This is a genomic window from Agrobacterium sp. CG160-95 (genome assembly GCF_053521725.1).
Window position 1 is genome coordinate 998,033 of the sequence record NZ_JBNWDU010000001.1, and the last position, 22,034, is coordinate 1,020,066.

Below are 22,034 nucleotides of genomic sequence, written 5' to 3' on the forward strand. Positions count from 1 at the left end.
TCTACCAGCGCCGCTCAAAGCGGCGACGCAACAGGATTGCGCCAACATTCATGAGAATGAGGAACAGAAGCAGGATGATGATAGCGCCAGATGTCCGTTCGACAAAGGCACGCTCAGCTTCGTTCGCCCACATGTAAATCTGCACCGGCAGGGCCGTGGACGGATCCATAGGCGTTGTCGGATAGTTCGCGACGAATGCCACCATGCCGATCAGAAGCAGCGGCGCCGTTTCGCCCAGTGCGTGGGCGAGACCGATGATGGTGCCGGTCAGAATGCCAGGCATTGCCAGCGGCAGGACGTGATGGAAAATCGTCTGCATCTTGGAAGCGCCAAGACCAAGTGCGGCGGCGCGGATCGACGGCGGCACGGCCTTCAATGCCGCGCGGGTGGCGATGATGATCGTCGGAAGGGTCATCAGCGTCAGGACGAGGCCGCCGACCAGCGAGGCCGAGCGTGGAAAGCCCATGAAGTTGATGAAGACGGAGAGACCGAGCAGACCGTAAACAATGGAGGGAACAGCCGCCAGATTGTTGATGTTGACCTCGATAAGGTCCGTCAAACGGTTCTTGGGGGCAAATTCCTCCAGATAGATGGAGGCCGCAACACCGATCGGCAGCGACAGCACCAGCACGATCAGCATCATGTAGAACGAGCCGATCAGCGCAACGCCAACACCCGCGGCTTCCGGACGGCTCGAAGCGCCGTTGACGAAGATGCCGGTATTGAAATGCTTGCCAAGCTGTCCGCTTTCCACGAGCTGGTTCATCCAGCCGAGCTGCTGGTTCGAGATACGGCGGTTTGCTTCATCCCCCGACATGTCGACCTGGCCCTTGAAGGCGCTGTCGACATCACCCGACGCCAGAAGCGTGACGCTGCGCGTGGTGCCGATGACGGACGGATCGGCGACGACGATATCACGCAGCTGGGTGCGTACGCTGTCGGAGATCATGACGTTGACGGCGCGAAGACCGGCCTTATCCGTCGGCGCGACGCCGAGAACCTTGGCCACCGCATCACGGGCGAGGACGGGGTAGTTGGCCGTCATCAGCTTTGCGGGATTGGTTGCGCGCTCGTTCTTTGGATCGATGATCAGTTCGGAAAACTCGACCGGAACGGTGATCATCGTCTGCTGGAAGGCGGTGTGACCCTTGGATACGACCGACCAGAGCAGCAGAAAGAGGAAGATGAGGCCGAACGAGATTGCTGCCAATCCATAGGCGCGGAAGCGGCGTTCAGCAGCATAGCGACGCTTGATGCCGATATCACGGCGCGCGGCCTTGTTCACGGCGGCAGCACCGGCCGCCGGGGAAACGATGTCGGTCATTCATATTGCTCCCGGTATTTGCGCACGATGTAAAGCGCGTAGATATTCAGGCAAAGCGTGATTGCAAAAAGAGTTATGCCCAGCGCGAAGGCCACCAGCGTTTGCGGCGAGGTAAACTCAAGGTCACCCGTCAGCTGGCTGACAATCTTGACCGTCACTGTTGTCATGGGTTCGAAGGGGTTGAGCTGCAGGCGGGCAGCGACGCCAGCCGCAAGAACCACGATCATGGTCTCACCGATCGCACGCGACGCCGTCATCAGCACGGCGCCGACGATGCCGGGAAGAGCGGCGGGAAGGATGACCTTCTTGATGGTTTCAGAGCGCGTGGCGCCGAGACCGAGAGAGCCATCGCGCAGCGAACGCGGCACGGCGGTGATGATGTCGTCAGACAGCGACGAAACATAAGGGATCAGCATGATGCCCATGACGAAGCCGGCGGTGATGACGCTCTGCGCCTGGATGAAGTTGGCGTAGTTGCCTGTCGCAAGACCGCTGATCTGTGTGGAAATGTCTCGCAGGAAAGGACCAACGGTCGTCAGCGCGAAGAAGCCGTAGACGATTGTCGGGATGCCCGCGAGCACCTCGAGCAGCGGCTTTACAATCGAGCGAAGGCGCGGCGTCGCATATTCCGACATATAGATCGCCGAAAACAGCCCGACCGGAACGGCGACCAGCATGGCGACGAAACCGATATAGAGCGTGCCGGCGAGCAGCGGGATCAGGCCGAACTGGCCGGAAGAGTCAGTCGCACCGGCAGCGGCAAAACGCGGATCCCATACCGTTCCGAAGAAGAACTGGTGCGCCGGAACCATGGTGAAGAACTGGATTGCTTCTGAAAGCATCGAAAGGACGATGCCGATGGTCGTCAGGATGGCGATGGACGACGCGACGACCAGAGCGGCGAGAATGACCCGCTCCACCCTGTTGCGCGCCCGAAAACGCGGCGCGATTGAACGCAGTGCATAAGCGGCACCGGCGAATGCGGCCAGCAGCACGGTGGCGATCATGCCCAGGCGGCTGGTGGAGGTCATCGCATTCAGCGTCTGGGCGGCATCGACCATGAAACGCTGGGGTTCGCCGGCAATTGCCACGCCCTTCGATGCCAGAAGCGATCTTACCGCAGCCGTATCCGCATCAACCTTTGCGGTTTCTTCCGGCGTCAGACGCTGAAGACCGCGGGCGATGGACGTTACCATGCCGTAGGTGAGGCTCTGCTGCGCTTCGGATTGGGAGCGCACATCTTCGGGAAATTCGCCACGTACCGCAGAGGTAACGATCAGCGGGCTGATAACAAGCCAGATACAGAGAATGAGCGCTGCGGGCAGCACCGCCCAGACGACAGCGTAGGAACCGTGATAACCGGCACGGGAATGCATGCTGGAGGGACGCCCACCAGACAAAGCAACGGCGCGGCGGCTGCCGAGCAGATAACTGCCGATGCCGATCAACACCAGTATCAGCAAAAGGATCGATGTGTTCATTAGAGTTCCCTCGTCGTGCCTCAAGAGCACGGTGCGATATCGGGCAAATCAAAAAGTCATCAAAACGAGACCGCTGGACCATCCAGAGATGCTTGCCGCCTGACTGTAACAAAGTCTGGCAAGCGTCAAGGTTGATACATCCTATCCATCTGTAATCCATCAACAATTATGTGGACGGCGATGGATGGGAACTGTCAACCGGAGACAGCCGCCTTAAGCACAACGGTACCGGAGCGGAGAGAGGGGTGCGGCAGGCCGCACCCCTCCTTGTTTATTACATCGAAGCGCCGGCAGCGAACTTGGAGCGAATTTCTTCGCGTTCTTTTTCCGGAGCGGCAACGAGGCCGTAGTTTGCGAGCGGGGAGTCGGGGCCGATCATTTCGTCAGAAACGAAGAACTCGACATATTCCTTGAGGCCCGGGATAACGCCCAGGTGAGCCTTCTTCACGTAGAAGAACAGCGGGCGCGAAACCGGGTACTTGCCGCTGGCAACGGTTTCCGTGGACGGAACAACGCCGCTGACGGTCGCAACCTTCAGGCGGTCAGCGTTGTTCTCGTAAAATGCCAGGCCGAAAACGCCGAGGCCGGTCTTGTTGGCGTCGATGCGGGCAAGCGTCTCGGTGTAGTCGCCGTCGATGTCGACTGCAGCGCCGTCCTTGCGAACTGCAACGCACTTGGCAGCAGCCTGCTTGGCGTCGGTGATCAGCGCCTTGATGGCGTCGGTCGCCTTGGCTTCCTTGCAGCCGTCAGCCATGATCTTCTCTTCGAAGACTTCGCGCGTGCCGTGCTTGGAACCCGGAATGTAAGCGGCGATCGCTACATCAGGCAGTTCCTTGTTGATTTCCGACCACTTCTTGTAAGGGTTGGCAACGAGCTTGCCGTCCTTGACGATTTCAGCGGCGAGCGCGAGGTACAGATCCTTCGGCTCGAGCTTGATGTCCTTGTTGGAAGAGTCCATTGCGAAGACGATGCCGTCGTAGCCGATCTTCACTTCCTGAACGTCGGCAACGCCAGCGGCCTTACAAGCGGCAAGTTCGTCGCTCTTGATCGGGCGCGAAGCGTTTGCAATGTCGATGGTGCCTTCGCCGACGCCGGAGCAGAACGCCTTCAGACCGCCGCCCGTGCCGCCAGACTCAACAACCGGAGCCTTGAAGTTCGGGAAAGTCTCAGCAAAAGTTTCGGCAACGATCTTGGCATAGGGCAGAACCGTGGAGGAACCAGCAACCTGGATCTGGTCGCGAGCAGCGGCGGCGCCAGCGAAGGCGACAGAAGCCACCAGAGCTGCTGCGGAAAATTTAACGAAGTTCATTTGTCTCTCCCGTCGTGGGCTTGTTTGTGGACGCAGCCGATAGCGGCAGACGCTCTTAGCATGCGCTCGGCGGTCTCTTCTTAACCACCGTAACCACTTCCTTTTATGTCACTTCGGTGAAAGATTTGTGACAGCCTAAATTATTGATTTTATTTATAAAATTTTTCGAAGCTAAAGACTGTAACGTACTCTATGTCAGAATCTGACGGTAAAGTCAGTGCCATTGCCCAGTTCCGATTTAATGATGAGGCGGGCGCGGTGGCGGGTGAGGATGTGCTTGACGATGGCAAGCCCGAGGCCGGTCCCTTTTTTGGAGCGACTGTCAGCGACACTGACGCGGTAAAACCGTTCCGTCAGACGCGGCACATGTTCAGCAGGAATGCCCGGCCCCTTGTCAATGACGCTCACCTCCACCGGCTTGCCGGGTTCGGCACGCAGCCAGACATCCACGACCTTGCCTTCCTGGCCATATTTACAAGCATTTTCAACGAGGTTCTGAAACACTTGCACCAGTTCGTCGCGGTCGCCCTGCACTTCTGCCGACCGGTCGGGCAGATGCAGCGTAATAACCACATCCAGCTCGTTGGCGAGCGGCAGCAGCGCATCCCGGACATGGCCGATGACTGGGACGAGATCGACCTTCTGGTCCGGCGCAATATTCGCCCGCAATTCCAGCCTTGAGAGTGACATGAGGTCATCCACCAGCCTGCTCATGCGTGTGGCCTGATCCAGCATGATGGCGAGGAAACGTTCCTGCGCTTTGGGGTCGTTGCGGGCCGGCCCCTGCATGGTTTCGATGAAACCGCGCAGCGAGGCGAGTGGGGTGCGCAATTCATGGCTTGCATTGGCGACGAAGTCGCTGCGCATGCGGTCGATGCGGCGAAGCTCCGAAACATCGCGGAACGACAGGATGTAGAACGGTGGACCCGCCGCCTCTCCCGCATCCGCCCGGGCAATGCGGACGATGAAGACCCGCTCTGAGGGAAAACGCTCGGAATGCTCGACCTGGTTGGGCTGGCCGGTGGTGATGGTTTCGCGAATGACATCCAGCAAGCCCGGCGAACGCAGCCGGGCGGAAATATGTGCGCCGGCCGGAAGCTGGCCAAAGGCGCGTTCCGCCGCGCCGTTCTGATAAAGCACGCCTGCGTTTTTATCGAGGATGAAGACCGGCGTATCAAGAACGGCCAGACCCGCCCTCACCCCGGAAATGACGTTTTCGCCGGGCACATCAGGTTCTTCCGCCTCAGCAGCTGCGGTTTCATCCTTAGCCGGCTCCTCCGGCTTTTGCCGGGCGGTCAAAATAGCGATGACGGCACAGAGCCACAGGACGGCGGGCATGTAGGGCGTTTGCAACTCAGAAACGGCAGCGACGGCAAGCATGCTGACGACGAGAACAGGCAACCAGTTTCGGCCAAGCTTTTTCGCAAAAAGCTTCAATCCACTCTCGCCTTTCATGACTGCCATTTCAGCACACTTTCCACTTTCACCTGACAGCGCATCGGAGTCTCATAGGCCAGCTTCATGACAGAGATTCATCATCGCGTATTTTCCACAGCGTATATGCCCAAAATCTGCGCCGCAATCGTCACTGCGGTAGCACTCAGGCTAACCAATCCTCTTTCACTTGAATTATGCGGGTGGATATGAACTCATTGGCAGCGAGTTGCCTTTACACAACAACATCAGGAGGAAAGCATGGGCGAAGAAACGAAGAAGCGATCGGTGGAGATCACCATTGGCGGCAAGCTGCGCAGCTTCGACATCGACGATCCGGTTCTTCCCGACTGGGTAGAGGAAAAAAAGCTTTCCGCCGGAGATTTTCCTTACGACAAAAAGATGAAGCGGGAGGAATACGACGCCACCCTCGAGGCGCTGCAGGTTGAGCTGGTCAAGGTGCAGTTCTGGCTGCAGGCCACCGGCAAACGGGTGATGGCAGTCTTCGAAGGACGCGATGCCGCCGGAAAGGGCGGCGCGATCTTTGCGGCCCACGCTTACCTCAACCCCCGCTATGCCCGTGTCGTGGCGCTGACCAAACCAACCGAGACCGAGCGTGGCCAATGGTATTTCCAGCGCTATATCTCGCATTTCCCGACGGCTGGAGAATTCGTCCTCTTCGACCGTTCCTGGTATAACCGCGCCGGGGTGGAGCCTGTCATGGGCTTCTGCACCCCGGAAGAGCACAAGCGCTTTCTCAAGGAAACACCACGCCTCGAAAAGATGCTGGTCCATGAGGGTGTTCATCTGTTCAAGTTCTGGCTTGATATCGGCCGCGAAACGCAGATCGAGCGCTTCCATGACCGTCGCCACAGCCCGCTGAAATGCTGGAAGCTTTCCGACATGGATATCGCCGCGCTGACGAAGTGGGACGACTACACACAAAAGCGCGACGAGATGCTGGAAAAGACCCACACCGATGTCGCCCCGTGGACGGTGGTGCGCGCCAACGACAAACGCCGTGCGAGGGTGAACCTCATTCGCCACATCCTCAATACGCTTGACTACGACGGCAAGGACAAAAAGGCGATTGGCGAAATCGACGACAAGATCCTGGGATCAGGACCGGGTTTTCTGAAATAAGACTGGGAGACGTCAACAAGCGCCCTGGCTGCGGCGCTTGTTCCCTCTTCTTGCTGGATTCTTACTGACCCGGCAAAATGCGCACGGAGTACAGGTTCACCGGGCGGGCATTACCATCGATATCGCTGTTGATGAAGATCTTGCCGGGCGCATTCGGGGCAAGCGAACGCTCGAACGTCGTGTTCAGCAGCATATCCGCACGCTCGGCCGTGGCCGTGAAACGGTGACGGGAGCAATCGCCCAACGTGGCGAAATCGCATGCTACGGAAACCTGCGTTTGCCGATCGCTGGAGGATTGCAGCGTGATCGAGATGGTCGAGGATTTACCCGCCATGTCGCGCATCACTTCCACCGGAACCTCGACGCTGATTGCGCCGTCCTGAGAGACGCTTCTCGAGGTCACCCGTATCGCCTTGCCGGCGGGTGTGGCGATGTTCTCGACATTGGCGCGGGGGCCTGCCGAAACTCCGGAACTGCCGCGCTCCGCATTAAATACTTCCACCCAGTCGTCGGAAAAACCGCGGCCGGCGGAAAGGCTCGGCGCGGGCTCAGTACCGTTGAAGTCCTCCGCCTGGACTTGTGCCGGCGGATTGGGCACGCTGGTATCGCGCTGCTCCGGCGTGAGCAGCAGGCCGGAGGAATAGACCCACCAGGCGCCGAAACCAACAAAGGCAAGCAGTGTCACGAGCATGAAAAGGCGGGCGAAAAGTCCGCGACGCTTGCGGCGGCCAACGGCACCTTCCGGACGAAACGCGAGCGAGGCGTCACCTGCGCTGGAGCCTCTTCTTGGCGGTTTTCCATTGCGACGTCCAGCACTCAGCGGTTCCGGAGCGGCAGCGGCGCCCGGCTGCACATCGCGCGTTTCGCCACGCAATTCCGGCTCGACGGCCATATCGCCGTGATGCTGCGATTGTGAGACGGGATCGACCGAGGGGCCGTCATGCGCCGCACTTTCCGGCACAGGCGGCCGCAACTGCTGCTCCACCCTGTCCAGAAGACGGTTCCGCTCTTCATTCTCTATAACATGGATCAGGCTTTCGAGCCGCTGGCGCTGCTGGCCCACAATCTGCGGGTCGTCTATGCCCTGCTTGCGCAGGCCCGCTTCCAGTGCCTGACGGGACGATTGGTAAATTCGTGCACGAACTTCGGCGTTCGATCTGTCCGATTTTTCCAGAGCATTTCTGATTGCCGTTTCCAGTCCGCTCACGACCGATCCTTATTCTACTGCTCTTCGCAAAAAATATGTGGCAGTGCGCCATTGGTTTACGATTCGGTAACGGCTATGCCGCGCCTCCGCAAGCATCGTTTGCGATAAAGACCGGATTGCCTTGGGGAAAATCGATCCATTGTGGCGCTGCGAGCGCAGGTCTGCCGGGCCAGTACGACGCTGTTTTCGCTTTCAATCCGCCGCCGAACACGATATTGACTTACGTGCGCGTAAACGTAATCCGTGGGAGGAGACATGCTGCCGTCCGTGCTGAAAGACAATCTGCGTCTTCCGGTCATAGCGTCACCGCTATTCATTATTTCGCATCCGCAATTGACGCTGGCGCAATGCAAGGCGGGTGTCATCGGCGCTTTCCCGGCGCTGAATGCGCGGCCCGAAAGCCAGCTGGACGAATGGCTGGCAATGATCACCGAGGAGCTGGCCGCCCACAACAGGGCCAACCCCGAGCGCCCGGCCGCTCCTTTCGCCGTCAACCAGATCGTACATATGTCCAACCGGCGGCTGGAACACGATCTCGGCCTCTGCGTCAAATACAAGGTGCCGGTGGTGATTTCCTCGCTTGGTGCAGTACCGGAAGTCAATGCGGCCGTGCATTCCTATGGCGGTATCGTGCTGCATGATGTCATCAACGATCGCCACGCCCGCTCCGCCATCCGCAAGGGCGCGGACGGGCTGATTGCAGTGGCAACGGGTGCCGGCGGACATGCGGGCACGCTTTCGCCCTTCGCCCTGGTTCAGGAAATCCGCGAATGGTTTGATGGCCCCCTGCTGCTGGCTGGCGCCATCGCCAATGGCGGCTCCATCCTTGCGGCGCAGGCCATGGGCGCGGATATGGCCTATATAGGCTCCCCCTTCATCGCGACGCAGGAAGCCCGGGCCTCCGACGCTTACAAGCAGGCGATCGTGGAGGCACAGGCCAAGGACATCGTTTATTCGAACTATTTCACGGGCGTACACGGCAACTACCTGAAAAGCTCGATCGTCGCCTCAGGCATGGACCCCGACAACCTGCCGGAAGCGGACCCTTCCAAGATGGACTTCGAAACCGCCACCGGCGGAGCAAAGGCCTGGAAGGATATATGGGGCGCCGGACAAGGCATCGGCGCGGTCAAGGTGGTGGAGCCGGTGGCTGACCTCGTCGATCGGCTGGTACGCGAGTATGAGGCAGCCAGACAGCGCATCTGCGCGAGAGGCTGAGGCCACTTATAAACAACGGGCAGGCAAAGCTTTTTTTCGGATTTTTCGAAACCCGCGCATTCAAGGCTTGAAATCCGTCAGCATTGCCTGTATCAGCCCGCCATGAAGCTGATCCGTAACAAACGGGTCACAATCGGGCCGCTTTAGCTCAGTTGGTAGAGCACGTCATTCGTAATGACGGGGTCACGTGTTCGAGTCACGTAAGCGGCACCATTTCTTCCCAAAAAATTCATTTCCGACATTGAGTTGTCTTTGACGCGGCGTTGTCCACTGGCGGAAATCGTCATTTGGCGCTGCTGCTGCAATCATAAAACCTTTGAAACCAAACAGGCCTCCGCACGTTGAGCAGCAAGTCGCAATCAAATGGAAAGCTTGCCATCGTGGATGTCCTTCGTATTCTCATCGCCATCATTCTTCCGCCGGTTGGCGTGTTTCTCCAGGTCGGACTTGGCCTGCATTTCTGGTTGAATATCCTGCTCACGCTTTGCGGTTACATTCCCGGCATCATTCACGCGATCTGGGTGATCCTGCGCAAATGAGATTTGCGCGGCATATGACGGGACAACCATCAGATGCGCACAATATTTTAGTACGTGATTAAATTCGTAATTCCGACTGGAACCTCATCTTCTCCCTCACGTTATGGTGATGACACCAGCTAAGGAGAAAATCATGAACCAGATCATCTACATCGTGGGCCTCGTCGTCATCGTTCTGGCGATTCTTTCGTTTTTCGGCTTTCGTTGATCACCGTTGTCAATTCGATCGCTTGCGCTTATTCTAATCAGCGGTGACACACGGCTGCGTTCATGGGTTGCTTTGCTGTCGGGTGTATTTCGGGATCGCGTTGCTCTGGGAGGTGCACGATGAAGAACGAGAGATGGACAGAGCCTGTCGAGGTCAATCTCGAGGCGAAGGGCAAAAGCGTTATCGCCGGCCCGTTCGAGGCACTGATGTTATTGACGGAAGGCTGGCCCAAAATTCGCGGATTGAGTTTCGTGAGAGCCAGAAGCGCCTGCCGCGCTGCGCTTGATGGACGCAAATCGCCGGAGGAAGCGCGAAAGTGCTTTACCGATGCGGTTTCCGAGATGCAGAAAAATCCGCACTGACCATATTCAGACGACAAATGGCCCCTCGAAAGGGGCCATTTTCATGCTTGCTATATTTCGTTCGATCTACATCCAGTAAGGTGCGACGCCGTAGTAGTCGTAAACCTTGCGGTCTCGCGAATGCAGCAGGTCGTCGTCGTCCAGGTTGGCGAAGTGAGGCGCATTTTCGATCTGCTCTTTAGTAAGATCGATGCGATAGCCGTCAAGCTCTTCGTCATAATGCAACTTTTCCCACGGCAGCGGATAATAGTCGTCGCCGATTCCGAAAAAGCCACCGAAGCTCAAAACCGCATAAGCGACACGGCCGCCGCGTTTTTCCAGAATGATACGCTGGATCGAGCCGATATGCTTGCCATCGGCGCCATAGACGCGCGTGCCTTCAACCTTGTCGCTGGCGATCAGGCTCGGTGTATCCTTGACGTAAGGGTCCTGCCCGGCACGGGGTTCTTGATGCAACATAACGTCTTTCCTCCTTGGTTTTTTCCTCGTGAGTATTACGCCTGGTAAACCCCTCCACCGGAAATTCGTTCCGAAGCTTTTCGCGCGCTGCGGACTGAAGACGCGGATCAGGAGGCGCGGAAAAAGCCCTATTGGCGGATTTTTTGCCAGACGGAAGGAGAAACGCCGACCATTTTACGGAAGACGCGGGAAAAATGCGCCTGATCCGAAAACCCGGCTGCGATGGCGATGTCGGTCAGCGCCATGTCGGTTCGCATCATCAGGTCCTTGACCCGATCGATACGCGCCTGCATCTGCCATTGATGCGGCGGTACGCCTGTCGACGCCTTGAAGGCGTGGCTGAAATGGGATTGCGACAGGTTGGTGAGTTCTGCCAGTTCCTCCAGCCTTATCGACCGCAGGCAATGTTCGCGAATGTAATCGGTCGCCGCCCTCAACTGCCAGGAGGCCAGCTTGCTGCGTTTTTTGACCGGCTCCCGCTTCACCTTGAGGAAATCCGTCAATAGCGCCAGCACGAGGCTTTCGCCGTATAGATCGTGCAAAGGGTCTGGATTATCACATTCTGCGGCGATCAGCCGCGCAAGCACCAGCAGGCGCTCATCCTCGAACATCAGGTGCGGATCGAGCAACCCGTGCGGATCGAACCCCTGCACCAGCCGCGCCCCCAGCAATCCCGCATCGAAGTGCAGATCGAGATGGCGCACGAAGGAAACATTGCTGAGTTCCGCATGTATATCCAGGTCGGCCGGTACGAAGGAAATGCGGTTCGCTTCGGATGACGCGTAATTGTCGCGGCGGCTACGGTTCATCATGAACCGGCCATCATCCGTCCCATCCATATCAAGCAGGAAAACGAAACGCGGGTCCTTGCCGACATAGCGGCCACCCGCCTTCGATGCGCAACGCACGTCCCAGAGATCGGCGACGATGCCGTTCCACACCCGCGAGCGTGGACCGCCGATAACGGCAAAGCCCTCGATCTCATTTTCCATCCGAACGCGGAAAGCCATGGCCTCTCGATCCCGCAAGGCGCAAAGGCGCCCCTATAAACATGATAAGATTATTCATGTTTATAGGGGCAAACTATTTTTCCCGCAACTGCCACCTACCCGTTACCACTTCTTGGAAAGCTTGAAGGTGATGGTGCGGCTGTCACCCCAGCCGCAAACCGAGACGCCGGCGCAACTCTTGACGTATTCCTTGTCGAAGACATTCGCGACGTTGACGGATGCCGTCCAGTCGTTCTTCTCGTAGCGGATCGCGGCATCGAAGACCGCAGCATCCGGAACACGCAGCGTGTTTGCCGCATCTGCCCAGGACTTGCCCTGATAACGCACGCCGCCGCCAATGCTGAGGCCTTCAAACGTATCATCGGTGAAGGCGTAATCCACCCAAAGCGACGCGGTGTGAGCAGGCACGATCCACGGCGATTTGCCGATCAGGTTAGGATTGGCGTCCTTGGTGATATCGAGATCGGTATAGGAATAGGAGGCGATGGTTTTCCAGTTGTCGGTGAGATTGGCCTTCGCCTCCAGCTCAAAGCCGGTGGACTCCACCTGTCCGAACTGGCCGCTCGTCGTTACGCCGCCGGCGGTATAGGAAACGATGGCGTTGTCCTTCACAAGCTTGAAGACAGAGGCGGTGATGCTGCCATCGAAGAAGGTCGGCTCGTATTTGATACCGGCCTCGAACTGATGTCCTTCCTCGGGTACGGCGGAGCTGCCATCCGCAAGTGTATCGATGAGCGGATTGAAGAAGGTGGCCGCCGAGACATAGGGCGTCAGGCCATTGTCGAATTCATAGGCAAGACCGGCGCGACCGCTCAGCGCATCGTCATTTGAGCGGCGAGACACACCCGCTGGCAGCCTGTTGTTCAGTTCGGTATCGACGTAATCGTAGCGCCCGTTCAGCGTTACCAGCCAGCCATCGCCGAAACGCAGCTGATCCTGTGCATAGATGCCGATCTGCTGCTGCGTCACGACGTTATTGGCGTAGACAAAATTCGTTCCCTGCGTCGAACCATAGACCGGTTTGAGCGCACCGATCGCATTCGATCCGCAGCACGCCTGCACCTGATCCAGCTTGTAGTATTTATAATCGAGACCGAAGAGCAGCGAATGGCTGACAGCACCGGTATCGAACTGGCCTTCGACGCGGTTGTCGACGCCGAAACTGTCGACCTTCGACAGGCCGTCATAACCAAAGCGGGTCAGCATATAGTCATTGGTGGTGGCATCGAGGATTGGCTGGCCATTGGCGTCAGTATTGGCCCAGCCGCCCGCATAGGGTCCGGTTTCATGCTTGTAGAGGTGGCCGTAGCGTGCGTTCTGGCTGATCTTCCAGCCATTGTCGAATTCGTGGCTGACTTCGTAACCCACCATGGACTGGTAGACGCGACCATTGTCGATATCAGGCTCGCCATAAAAGGCCTTGCGGTCGAGCTTGCCGAAAGGTGCGTCAACCACAGTGCCTACATAGGGCAGGAAGCCATTGCCGACATGGACCTGATCCAGCGCCGAGAAATAGCCGTAGAGCGTGGCACTGGTCTGAGCATCCGGCTCGAAGGTGATCTGCGGCATGATGAAGCCACGCAGATCCTCGGAGTAGTCGGTGTAATTATCGCCGCCCGAGACCTTGCCAGTGACGCGGTATTTCCACACACCCTCACCATCGATCTTGTCGCCGAGATCGAAACCGAAGAAAGCATTGCCGAAATTGTTGATGCCGATTTCCGTTTCGCGGACCGGCTCATCCTGCGGGCGCTTGCGAACCATCTGCACGATGCCGCCGGGATTGGCGCCGCCGTAGAGCACCGAAGCCGGTCCCTTCAGCACCTCCACCCGCTCCAAACCATAGGCATCCATCTGGAAACCGCCGAAACCATAGCTGAACAGGTTCAGCCCATCCAGAAACACGCCGGTCTGGGTTGCCTGGAATCCGCGAATGTAAAACCAGTCCGTATCCGGATCGGTGCCGAAAGGTTCAGCCGTTACGCCGGACGTATAGCGCAGTACCTCGTCGATCTTGGTCACGACACCGCGGTCATCCATTTCCTTGCGGCCGACGACCGATACGGACTGAGGAATGTCCTTCGTTTCCGTCTCAGTTTTCGAACCCGTCGCGCTTTTCTTCGCAACGTACCCCCGGACCGGACCAGTGGCGTTTTCCGCGCCCTGCCCCTCGACGGTGATCTCACGCAGGACGGTCGTCTGCTGTGCGTGACCTACCAATGGCGCCATCAAAACAATGGCAGCCGTTCCCAAAGCCAGGCGGCCCAAAAACATCTCATGCAAATTTTTCAAGATATGCCCCGAAACAGATCACGGCCGACGTTTATATACGGCAGGCCGCAGCACCTCAATTAAGCTGAGTATTTACATCAGGATTAAGGCCGGATGCTTGTCGTTTTCTGGGGAGATTTGAAGCTTATTGGCTTCTCGCACAGTTTTGCGCCTGTCATTTATGGTGCAGGCGTCAGCCCTTGCGCCGCCCGATCCTTGCAAGCTGCATGACCGGCAGGATGCCGATGACGACGATCGCCAGTGCCGCAATCGACGCTTCCTCGTAGGTGCCACGCGCTGCCTCACCGTAAAGATGGGTCGCGAAAGTCTCGAAATTCAAGGGCCGCAACAGGAGGGTGGCGGGAAGTTCCTTGACGCAATCGACGAAGATCAACAATGCGGCGGCGGCCAGCGATGCCTTTGAAAGCGGCAGATGGATCTGTCTGAATGTCTGTGTTGCGGATCGTCCCAGCGTTCGCGAGGCGTGATCGAAGGATTGCGGGATACGACTCAGGCCGGCATCAACGCCGCCAGCCGCAATGGTGAGGAACCGCGCCGAATAGGCGTAAATCAGGGCCGCACCGCTGCCGATGAAAATGAGGCCGGTGGATATGCCGAACCAGTCGCGCATGGTCTGGTCGACAAACCGGTCGAAGCCGCCAAGCGCAATCAGTACACCTATGGCGATGACCGTGCCGGGGGCCGCGTAACCTACCGTGGAAAGCCGGTAGGACCAGAGCGAGAGGCGTCCCGGAGCAAGGCGCATCGCGTAAGCGACCGCAAGGCCGAGGACGAGGGTGATCGCCGTCGCCAGTCCGGCAAAGAGGATGGTATTCAGAGCCTCATCGGCAAAACGGGACGACAGTCCGCTGAACCGGAAACGCTTCCATGCCTCGGTGACGAGATAGCTTGCCGGCGCCACGAAGCCGATCAGAACCGGCAGGCTGCCGAGCGCAAAGGCACCGCAAGCTTTAAGACCGGTGAGACGCACAGGCTCCAGTTCCCTGCTTTTCTGCGCCGACACGGTATAACGCTGCTTGCGCCGCGCCCATCGTTCAAATGCCACGAGGGCAACCACGATGAATAACATGGAAAGCGCGATCTGCGCCGCACCGGGCAGGTCGGATTTCGTGACCCATGTGGTATAGACCGAAACGGTGAGAGTTCGGACACCAAGGAATTCCGATGCGCCGATATCGTTCAGCGCTTCCATCAGGGCAAGGCTGATGCCGACCGCGACGGCCGGGCGCGCCAAAGGCACCGCAACCTTGAAGAAAGCCGCGCGTCTGGAAACGCCAAGCGTGCGTGCCGCTTCAAGCAGGTTGCCCGCCTGCGTGAGGAACATGGCGCGCACGGGAATATAGACATAGGGAAACAGCACGAAACCGAGCAGGATGATGCAGCCCGTCATGGACCTTATGTCCGGCAGGCGGAATTCACGCGGGCTGGAATAGCCCAGCAGCCAGCGGATCGCCCCCTGCACCGGCCCGATCGGATGCAGGATATCGAGATAGGCGTAAGCGACGATATAGGTGGGCATGGCGAGCGGCAGCAGCAGCGCCCATTCCAGTATTTTGCGGCCGGGAAAATCATAGGCCGTAACCAGCCAGGCGGCAAATGTGCCGATAACACCGGCCAGCAACCCGACGCCGAGCATCAGAACTGCGGTATCCGGCAAAGCCGTCAAAATCACGCTGGAACCGAGATGGGACCACAGGCCATCGGACCCCTGCACCGCCTGCGAGACGAGTGCCAGAACCGGCAGCATGGCGCCACAGACCGCTGCCAGAGACAGGCTCAGCCACCAGAAGGAGGATGAAAACCTTGGTCTTGCGCGGGGCATCAATGGCTGGACGGCGTCTGGATTCATGAGCTTCTTGAAAATACAGGGAAAGGCGCCCGCGGATGCGAACGCCTTCCAACTTGTTGTCGCCAATTGGCCTTTACTGGTCGAAACCGACCTTGTCGACCAGCTCGCTCGCCTGTTTGCGATGAGAGACGATCTCCGTCAGCGACTTGTTGTCAACCTTCAGGGTGCCGAAGGAGGCAACGATGTCGTTGAGTGCAGCGCCCTGCCTGACCGGATATTCGAAGTTGGCTTCGGCATAGATCTTCTGGGCTTCGTCCGAAACAAGGTATTCCAGAAGCTTGACGGCTTCGGCCTTGTTCGGAGCGTTCTTGGCAACAGCCGCACCGCTGATGTTGACCTGCGTGCCACCATTCTTGAACGTCGGCAGAACGACCTTGATCGCTTCGCCCCACTTCACCTGCTCCTCGCCGCCCTTGCCCGAGCGCATCAGGCCGACATAATAGGAGTTGGCGATGCCGATATCGCAAATGCCGCCGAGGATATCCTTGGCAACGTCACGGTCGCCGCCGCCTGCCTTGCGGGCCAGGTTTTCCTTGACGCCGGCAAGCCACTTTTCGGTGTCCGCTGCGCCATAGTGAGCGATGTAGTCGGCAAAGAGAGCCGTATTATAGGGATGCTGGCCGGCACGAATGCAGATCTTGCCCTTCCACTTCGCATCTGCCAGGTCTTCATAGTTGAAGGAGGCAAGGTCGAGATCCTTCGCCGCATAGAGAACGCGGGCACGCATGGAAAGTGCGAACCAGTGGCCCTTGGCGTCGCGAAGTTCCGCCGGAATAGCCTTGTTCAGGGTTTCGGATTCAACCGGCTGAGTAACACCCTTTTCCGCGAGATCGACGAGATTGCCGGCATCCACCGTCATCAGCACGTCGGCAGGTGAGCTTGCGCCCTCGCTCAGAACGCGCTCTGCAAGGCCATCCTTGAGGAATACGGTGTTGACCTTGACACCGCTGGAGGCCGTGAAGGATTCCAGCAGGGGCTGGATCAGGGCCGGCTCTCTCGTGGTGTAGATGTTCAGTTCAGCAGCGCTGACTGATCCCGCTGCAAAAGTGACCGTGCTGGCAAGCAGGGCAAGTTTGGCAAATTTCGTCATGGTGTGTCTCCCTCTTCAATGGCGCAATATAGGGGGAGCAAACATCATACATGACGTATCAAATCAAGTTTTATTTGGCCGGTTTCAGACGGGTTTCGATCACCAACAGTTGAAAATGGAGCGAAAATAAACATGCAAATCCGCTCATTCAACTTCAGGTAAATATCAGGACACCCTTCGGATCGATGCCGAAGCGCACGGCCTTGGTCTTGGCGGGTGTGCGCTGCATCGTCCTGACGCGCAGGTCGGCTGGAAGGCCGGGAACGGCTATGCCGAGCTGTTCGATCTCGCCGAGGAACACACGACTTGATATCTCGCCGGCAATGCCGTCTTTCGCAGCGCTGTCCTCGATGATCGAAATCGCATTGGGGCGAACATAGGCGGTGGCGGCAAGACCTTCCGCCAGACCGGACGCATCGCCCAGAGGCCCGAGCGGCGTTTCCACCCGCCCCTCCCTCACCCTGCCCTCGATCTTGTTGAAGGCGCAGAAAAAATCGGCGGCGTAGCGGCTTTTGGGATGATCGTGGATTTCGTAGCCCGTGCCGCTCTGGATGATACGACCGCGCTGCATCAGCACCACACGATCGCCGGCGGAAAGCGCTTCTTCCGGATCATGGGTGACCATGATCGCCGTCGTGCCCAGTTGCCGCAGGACGCCCAGCGTTTCCTCGCGCACAGTGTCGCGCAATCCCCGGTCCAGATTGGAAAAGGGCTCATCCATCAACAGCAGGCCCGGTTGCGGGGCAAGGGCGCGGGCGAGGGCTACGCGCTGCTGCTCACCGCCCGAAAGCGTGTGCGGATAGCGCTTGGCCAACTCCTGCAGATGAACGTGCTCGATCATCTCCGCAGCGCGGCGGCGGGCCTCGGCCTTTGGCAATGACCTGAGACCAAACATCACATTCTGTTCGACGGTGAGATGCGGGAAGAGCGCATAATCCTGAAAGACGAAACCGATATTGCGCTTTTCCGGTTCCACGAAACCAGCCGGACCAGCAACGACTGCGCCATTCACACAAACGCTGCCATGATCCGGCGTTTCCACACCCGCTATAATGCGCAGCAGGGTCGATTTTCCACAGCCGGAACGTCCCACCAGACAAATGATTTCGCCGCGTTCGACGGTCAGATCGATATCGGACAATACATCCGTATCGCCGAATCTTTTTCCGACCGATTTCAGTTCAAGCGCTGCGTTGCCTGCCATTTCCAATCCTGCCCTGCTTTGCGAATTATGTTGATCGCTCAAATCAGGATTAAAGTCAAAAGGCGGGGGAAATAGGTTTCCACTCACGAGGTTGCGAGATGTTCGGCAGGAATATTGACGTTTACGTTAGAGTTAAATAGGCTTTGCCGATACGATGGACGTCAGGTGATTAGACGTCTATCATTCGTCATCGGGGAGCGGAGGAGCAGTCGATCCGGTGACGCCACATGCGGTTCCCTCAATCCGGCCATTGCGCCGGTTGATTGGGGGTCTCATGATGATCAGGCAGCTTATAGCGCCTTTCATGCGTTCCATCGAACGCACGGCGCGACAGAGACTCTGGGAGGAGAAGCATGAGTGAATTGTCCCTGGGACATCCGGAAAATGTCAGCGCAGAGAAGCGCTGGCTGGCATCCTACCCGCCGGGCGTACCTTCCGAAATCCCCGCATCCGCCAATACCTCCCTTGTCGAACTTCTCGAAAAGAGCTGCGCGAAATTTGCCGACAGGAAGGCCTTTTCCAGCATGGGAAAGTCCCTGACCTACCGGGATCTGGATATTGAAACCCGCGCGGTGGCCGCATGGCTGCAATCCAGAGGGCTGGAAAAAGGCGACCGGGTTGCCGTGATGATGCCGAATATCCTGCAGAACCCCGTCGCCGTATACGGAATTTTGCGGGCAGGCATGATCGTGGTCAACGTCAATCCGCTCTATACGCCGCGCGAGCTGGAACACCAGCTGAAGGATTCCGGCTCAAAAGCGCTTTTCGTACTGGAGAATTTCGCCCATGTGGCGCAGCAGGCGGTGCCGAAAACCGCCGTCAGACATGTGGTCGTTGCGGCCATGGGTGATCTCCTCGGCCTCAAGGGACATATCGTCAATCTTGTGGTTCGCAAGGTGAAGAAACTGGTGCCGGCCTACGCTATTCCCGGCTCCATCAGCTTCAAGGCCGTGTTGAAGGAAGGTCAGGGTTTTTCCCTGAAGGCGGTCCGCCTCCTGCCGCAGGATATCGCATTCCTGCAATATACCGGCGGAACGACGGGCATTTCCAAAGGTGCGATCCTCACCCACGCCAATCTTCTGGCCAACAAGGCCCAGATCAGCCTGTGGCTGGATGCCGCTTTCACCCAACGCAAGGACCGTCCAGAAGTCCTCAACTTCATCTGCGCGCTGCCCCTGTGCCACATCTTTGCGCTGACAGTGAATTCGCTGATGGGCATCGCGCTTGGCGGCCATAACCTGCTGATCGCCAATCCACGCGATATTCCCGGCTTCGTGAAGGAGTTGTCGCATTATCGACCGCATATTTTTCCGGGTATCAATACGCTGTTCAACGCGCTGATGAACAATGAGGATTTCCGCAAGCTCGATCTGTCCTCGCTCATTCTCGTTCTCGGCGGCGGCATGGCGGTGCAGAGGCCGGTGGCCGAGCGTTGGCTTTCCATGGTCGGCTGCCCGATCGCTGAAGGTTACGGGCTATCGGAAACATCGCCTGTTGCCACCGTTAACAGACTCGATGCCACGGAATTCAGCGGCACCATCGGCCTGCCAATTTCCTCTACGGAAATCGACATTCGCGACGAGGAAGGCAAAAGCCTGCCGACCGGCGAGGTCGGCGAGATCTGCATTCGCGGGCCGCAGGTCATGGCCGGTTACTGGCAGAGGCCGGATGAAACCGCGAAAGCAATGACCGAAGACGGCTTCTTCCGTTCAGGCGACATGGGCTTCATGGACGAGCGCGGCTACACCAAGATCGTCGACCGCAAGAAGGACATGATCCTCGTTTCCGGTTTCAACGTCTATCCGAACGAGATCGAGGAAGTGGCCGCCAGCCATCCCGGCGTGCTGGAATGTGCGGCAATCGGGGTTCCCGACGAACATTCCGGCGAGACCGTCAAGCTTTTCGTCGTCAAGAAGGATCAGTCGCTGACGGAAGCGGAACTCAAGGCCTTCTGCGCCAAAAGCCTGACAAACTACAAACGGCCGAAAATCATCGAGTTCCGAACGGAGCTGCCGAAATCGAACGTCGGCAAGATCTTGCGGCGTGAGTTGCGCAATCTGAACTGAAGGACGAGAGCCGGGTGACCGGCTCTTTTCTTTTCTCCCAGTCCATTTCTTTTACCGAAGTCGCCTTGATTTGGTCGCCTGAAAAAGAATAGTTTCCTCATCCTTCCAGGAAGCCGAGGAGCACGAGATGCAGGCCACCATCGAAAAACTGAAAGCAACGGCAAGCAGCACAGCCGCAACCGATCTGCGCGCTGCTTTTGCGGCCGACGACAAACGATTCAGCCGTTTCAGCGCCAAATTCGATGACCTGCTGATGGACTATTCCAAATGCGCTGTTAATGACGAAATCGTCACGCTTCTCGAACAGCTGGCGCGCGACGGTGGCGTCGAGGCAAAGCGCGAGGAGATGTTCTCCGGCAAGGCGATCAATTTCACCGAAGATCGTGCCGTGTTGCACACCGCACTGCGCAATCGCTCCAACACGCCGGTTCTCGTTGACGGCAAGGATGTGATGCCGGATGTGAACGCCGTTCTTACCGCCATGGGCAAGTTTGCCGACGCCATTCGCTCCGGTTCCCTGAAAGGTGCGACCGGCAAGAAGATCACCGACATCATCAATATCGGTATCGGCGGCTCCGATCTCGGCCCCGTCATGGCGACGCTGGCGCTTGCGCCTTTCCATGATGGTCCGCGTGCGCATTTCGTCTCCAATATCGATGGCGCGCATATTGCCGACACGCTGAAGCTCGTTGATCCCGAGACCTCGCTCTTCATCGTCGCCTCCAAAACCTTCACCACAATCGAAACGATGACGAATGCCGCGACCGCGCGCCGTTTCATTGCCGAAAAGCTGGGTGAAGAGGCTGTGAAGCACCATTTCGCCGCCGTTTCGACAGCGTTGGAAAAGGTTGCCGCCTTCGGCATCGAGAGCGATCGCATCTTCGGTTTCTGGGACTGGGTTGGCGGACGTTATTCGATCTGGTCGGCTATCGGCCTGCCGCTGATGATTGCCATCGGGCCGGAGAATTTCGGCAAGTTTCTGGATGGCGCGCATGCCATGGACAAGCATTTCCGCGAGGCGCCGATCCGTGAAAACCTGCCGATGCTGCTCGGTCTCATCGGATTTTATCACCGCAACGTGCTGAACTATTCCACGCGGGCGATCCTGCCCTATGACCAGCGCCTGTCGCGTTTCCCTGCCTATCTGCAGCAACTCGACATGGAATCGAACGGCAAGGGCGTGACGATCGACGGGACACCTGTCGAAGGCCAGTCCGGCCCGGTCGTCTGGGGCGAACCCGGCACCAACGGCCAGCACGCCTTCTACCAACTCATCCACCAGGGCACGAGCGTCATTCCGGCGGAATTCATGATCGCCGCCAACGGTTTCGAACCGGAACTGCGCCATCAGCACCAGCTTCTCATCGCCAATTGCCTGGCGCAGTCGGAAGCCCTGATGAAGGGCCGCACGCTGGCCGAAGCGAAAGCCCAGCTCACCTCCAAGGGCATGGAAGACAGCCAAGCCGATTTCATCGCGCCGCACCGCGTTTTCACCGGCAACCGCCCGTCCATTACCTTCGTCTACGACAAGCTGACGCCATTTGCGCTTGGCCGTCTGATCGCGCTCTACGAACACCGCGTCTTCGTGGAAGGCGTGCTGTTCCGCATCAACTCCTTCGACCAGTGGGGTGTGGAGCTTGGCAAGGAACTGGCAACCGGCCTGCTTCCCGTCGTTGAAGGCAAGGAAAGTGCAGCCGGCCATGACAGCTCGACACAGGGTCTGGTGAAGGCGCTGTCGGGACTGGCGGGGTAAAATCCTTGCTCCCTTGATAATTACGAAAGCCGGAAGGAAACTTCCGGCTTTTTCAATTCAGCATCGATGGAACGCCGATTGGAGGC

17 protein-coding genes and 1 tRNA gene are annotated in these 22,034 nt (G+C 58.1%); 7 read left to right on the forward strand and 11 right to left on the reverse strand.

What is annotated here, in order from left to right; translation table 11 throughout:
* Window position 1 precedes the first annotated feature (1 nt).
* The 4 genes from pstA to phoR form a co-directional block, all read right to left on the reverse strand.
* The gene (gene pstA / locus ACQZ63_RS04975; protein ID WP_111782834.1) at window positions 2-1,324 is read right to left on the reverse strand and encodes a phosphate ABC transporter permease PstA; all 1,323 of its coding nucleotides are present in this window, start codon (window positions 1,322-1,324) and stop codon (window positions 2-4) included.
* Complete coding sequence (gene pstC / locus ACQZ63_RS04980; RefSeq protein ID WP_003514909.1) at window positions 1,321-2,805, reverse strand: phosphate ABC transporter permease subunit PstC; 1,485 nt, start codon at window positions 2,803-2,805, stop codon at window positions 1,321-1,323. The genes pstA and pstC overlap by 4 nt, the downstream gene beginning before the upstream one ends.
* A gap of 274 nt (window positions 2,806-3,079) precedes the next feature.
* The gene (locus tag ACQZ63_RS04985; RefSeq protein WP_003514907.1) at window positions 3,080-4,114 is read right to left on the reverse strand and encodes a substrate-binding domain-containing protein; all 1,035 of its coding nucleotides are present in this window, start codon (window positions 4,112-4,114) and stop codon (window positions 3,080-3,082) included.
* 195 nt (window positions 4,115-4,309) lie between these two features.
* Window positions 4,310-5,569: a phosphate regulon sensor histidine kinase PhoR gene (gene phoR / locus ACQZ63_RS04990; protein ID WP_050923853.1), complete on the reverse strand. Its 1,260-nt coding sequence runs from the start codon at window positions 5,567-5,569 to the stop codon at window positions 4,310-4,312.
* 240 nt (window positions 5,570-5,809) lie between these two features.
* On the opposite strand from phoR, the gene ppk2 reads away from it, so the two are divergent.
* The gene (gene ppk2, locus ACQZ63_RS04995) at window positions 5,810-6,691 is read left to right on the forward strand and encodes a polyphosphate kinase 2 (protein WP_003514903.1); all 882 of its coding nucleotides are present in this window, start codon (window positions 5,810-5,812) and stop codon (window positions 6,689-6,691) included.
* A 61-nt stretch (window positions 6,692-6,752) separates the two neighbouring features.
* On the opposite strand, the gene ACQZ63_RS05000 is transcribed toward ppk2, so the two are convergent.
* Window positions 6,753-7,898: a hypothetical protein gene (locus ACQZ63_RS05000; protein ID WP_065661404.1), complete on the reverse strand. Its 1,146-nt coding sequence runs from the start codon at window positions 7,896-7,898 to the stop codon at window positions 6,753-6,755.
* 255 nt (window positions 7,899-8,153) lie between these two features.
* Between ACQZ63_RS05000 and ACQZ63_RS05005 the strand changes: the two genes are divergently transcribed.
* From ACQZ63_RS05005 to ACQZ63_RS05020, 4 genes are all read left to right on the forward strand, one after another.
* Entirely contained in the window at window positions 8,154-9,116 is a 963-nt protein-coding gene (locus tag ACQZ63_RS05005) for an NAD(P)H-dependent flavin oxidoreductase (protein WP_065661405.1), read from the forward strand.
* Between the two features lie 137 nt (window positions 9,117-9,253).
* Window positions 9,254-9,329, forward strand: a tRNA-Thr gene (locus tag ACQZ63_RS05010).
* Between the two features lie 167 nt (window positions 9,330-9,496).
* Window positions 9,497-9,655 (forward strand): YqaE/Pmp3 family membrane protein, encoded by a 159-nt coding sequence (locus ACQZ63_RS05015; protein WP_003514897.1) that lies wholly within the window; start codon window positions 9,497-9,499, stop codon window positions 9,653-9,655.
* 327 nt (window positions 9,656-9,982) lie between these two features.
* Complete coding sequence (locus tag ACQZ63_RS05020; RefSeq protein ID WP_003514896.1) at window positions 9,983-10,225, forward strand: DUF982 domain-containing protein; 243 nt, start codon at window positions 9,983-9,985, stop codon at window positions 10,223-10,225.
* 66 nt (window positions 10,226-10,291) lie between these two features.
* Here ACQZ63_RS05020 and ACQZ63_RS05025 read toward each other — a convergent pair whose 3' ends face one another.
* The 6 genes from ACQZ63_RS05025 to ACQZ63_RS05050 form a co-directional block, all read right to left on the reverse strand.
* Window positions 10,292-10,684: a PRC-barrel domain-containing protein gene (locus ACQZ63_RS05025; protein ID WP_111790144.1), complete on the reverse strand. Its 393-nt coding sequence runs from the start codon at window positions 10,682-10,684 to the stop codon at window positions 10,292-10,294.
* Between the two features lie 128 nt (window positions 10,685-10,812).
* The gene (locus ACQZ63_RS05030) at window positions 10,813-11,694 is read right to left on the reverse strand and encodes a helix-turn-helix transcriptional regulator (RefSeq protein WP_162686714.1); all 882 of its coding nucleotides are present in this window, start codon (window positions 11,692-11,694) and stop codon (window positions 10,813-10,815) included.
* A gap of 102 nt (window positions 11,695-11,796) precedes the next feature.
* Window positions 11,797-13,986, reverse strand: a complete 2,190-nt coding sequence (locus ACQZ63_RS05035) for a TonB-dependent siderophore receptor (protein ID WP_448799096.1) — start codon at window positions 13,984-13,986, stop codon at window positions 11,797-11,799.
* A 172-nt stretch (window positions 13,987-14,158) separates the two neighbouring features.
* Complete coding sequence (locus ACQZ63_RS05040; protein ID WP_065659891.1) at window positions 14,159-15,835, reverse strand: ABC transporter permease; 1,677 nt, start codon at window positions 15,833-15,835, stop codon at window positions 14,159-14,161.
* A gap of 73 nt (window positions 15,836-15,908) precedes the next feature.
* Window positions 15,909-16,925 (reverse strand): Fe(3+) ABC transporter substrate-binding protein, encoded by a 1,017-nt coding sequence (locus ACQZ63_RS05045; protein WP_038489739.1) that lies wholly within the window; start codon window positions 16,923-16,925, stop codon window positions 15,909-15,911.
* A 154-nt stretch (window positions 16,926-17,079) separates the two neighbouring features.
* A complete protein-coding gene (locus ACQZ63_RS05050; protein ID WP_113555569.1) occupies window positions 17,080-18,129 on the reverse strand; it encodes an ABC transporter ATP-binding protein in 1,050 nt (349 codons plus the stop codon).
* 353 nt (window positions 18,130-18,482) lie between these two features.
* Here ACQZ63_RS05050 and ACQZ63_RS05055 point away from each other — a divergent pair, with 353 nt between their 5' ends.
* Both ACQZ63_RS05055 and pgi read left to right on the forward strand, forming a co-directional pair.
* Entirely contained in the window at window positions 18,483-20,195 is a 1,713-nt protein-coding gene (locus ACQZ63_RS05055; protein WP_003514883.1) for a long-chain fatty acid--CoA ligase, read from the forward strand.
* A 127-nt stretch (window positions 20,196-20,322) separates the two neighbouring features.
* The gene (pgi, locus tag ACQZ63_RS05060; protein ID WP_038489735.1) at window positions 20,323-21,948 is read left to right on the forward strand and encodes a glucose-6-phosphate isomerase; all 1,626 of its coding nucleotides are present in this window, start codon (window positions 20,323-20,325) and stop codon (window positions 21,946-21,948) included.
* Window positions 21,949-22,034 lie beyond the last annotated feature (86 nt).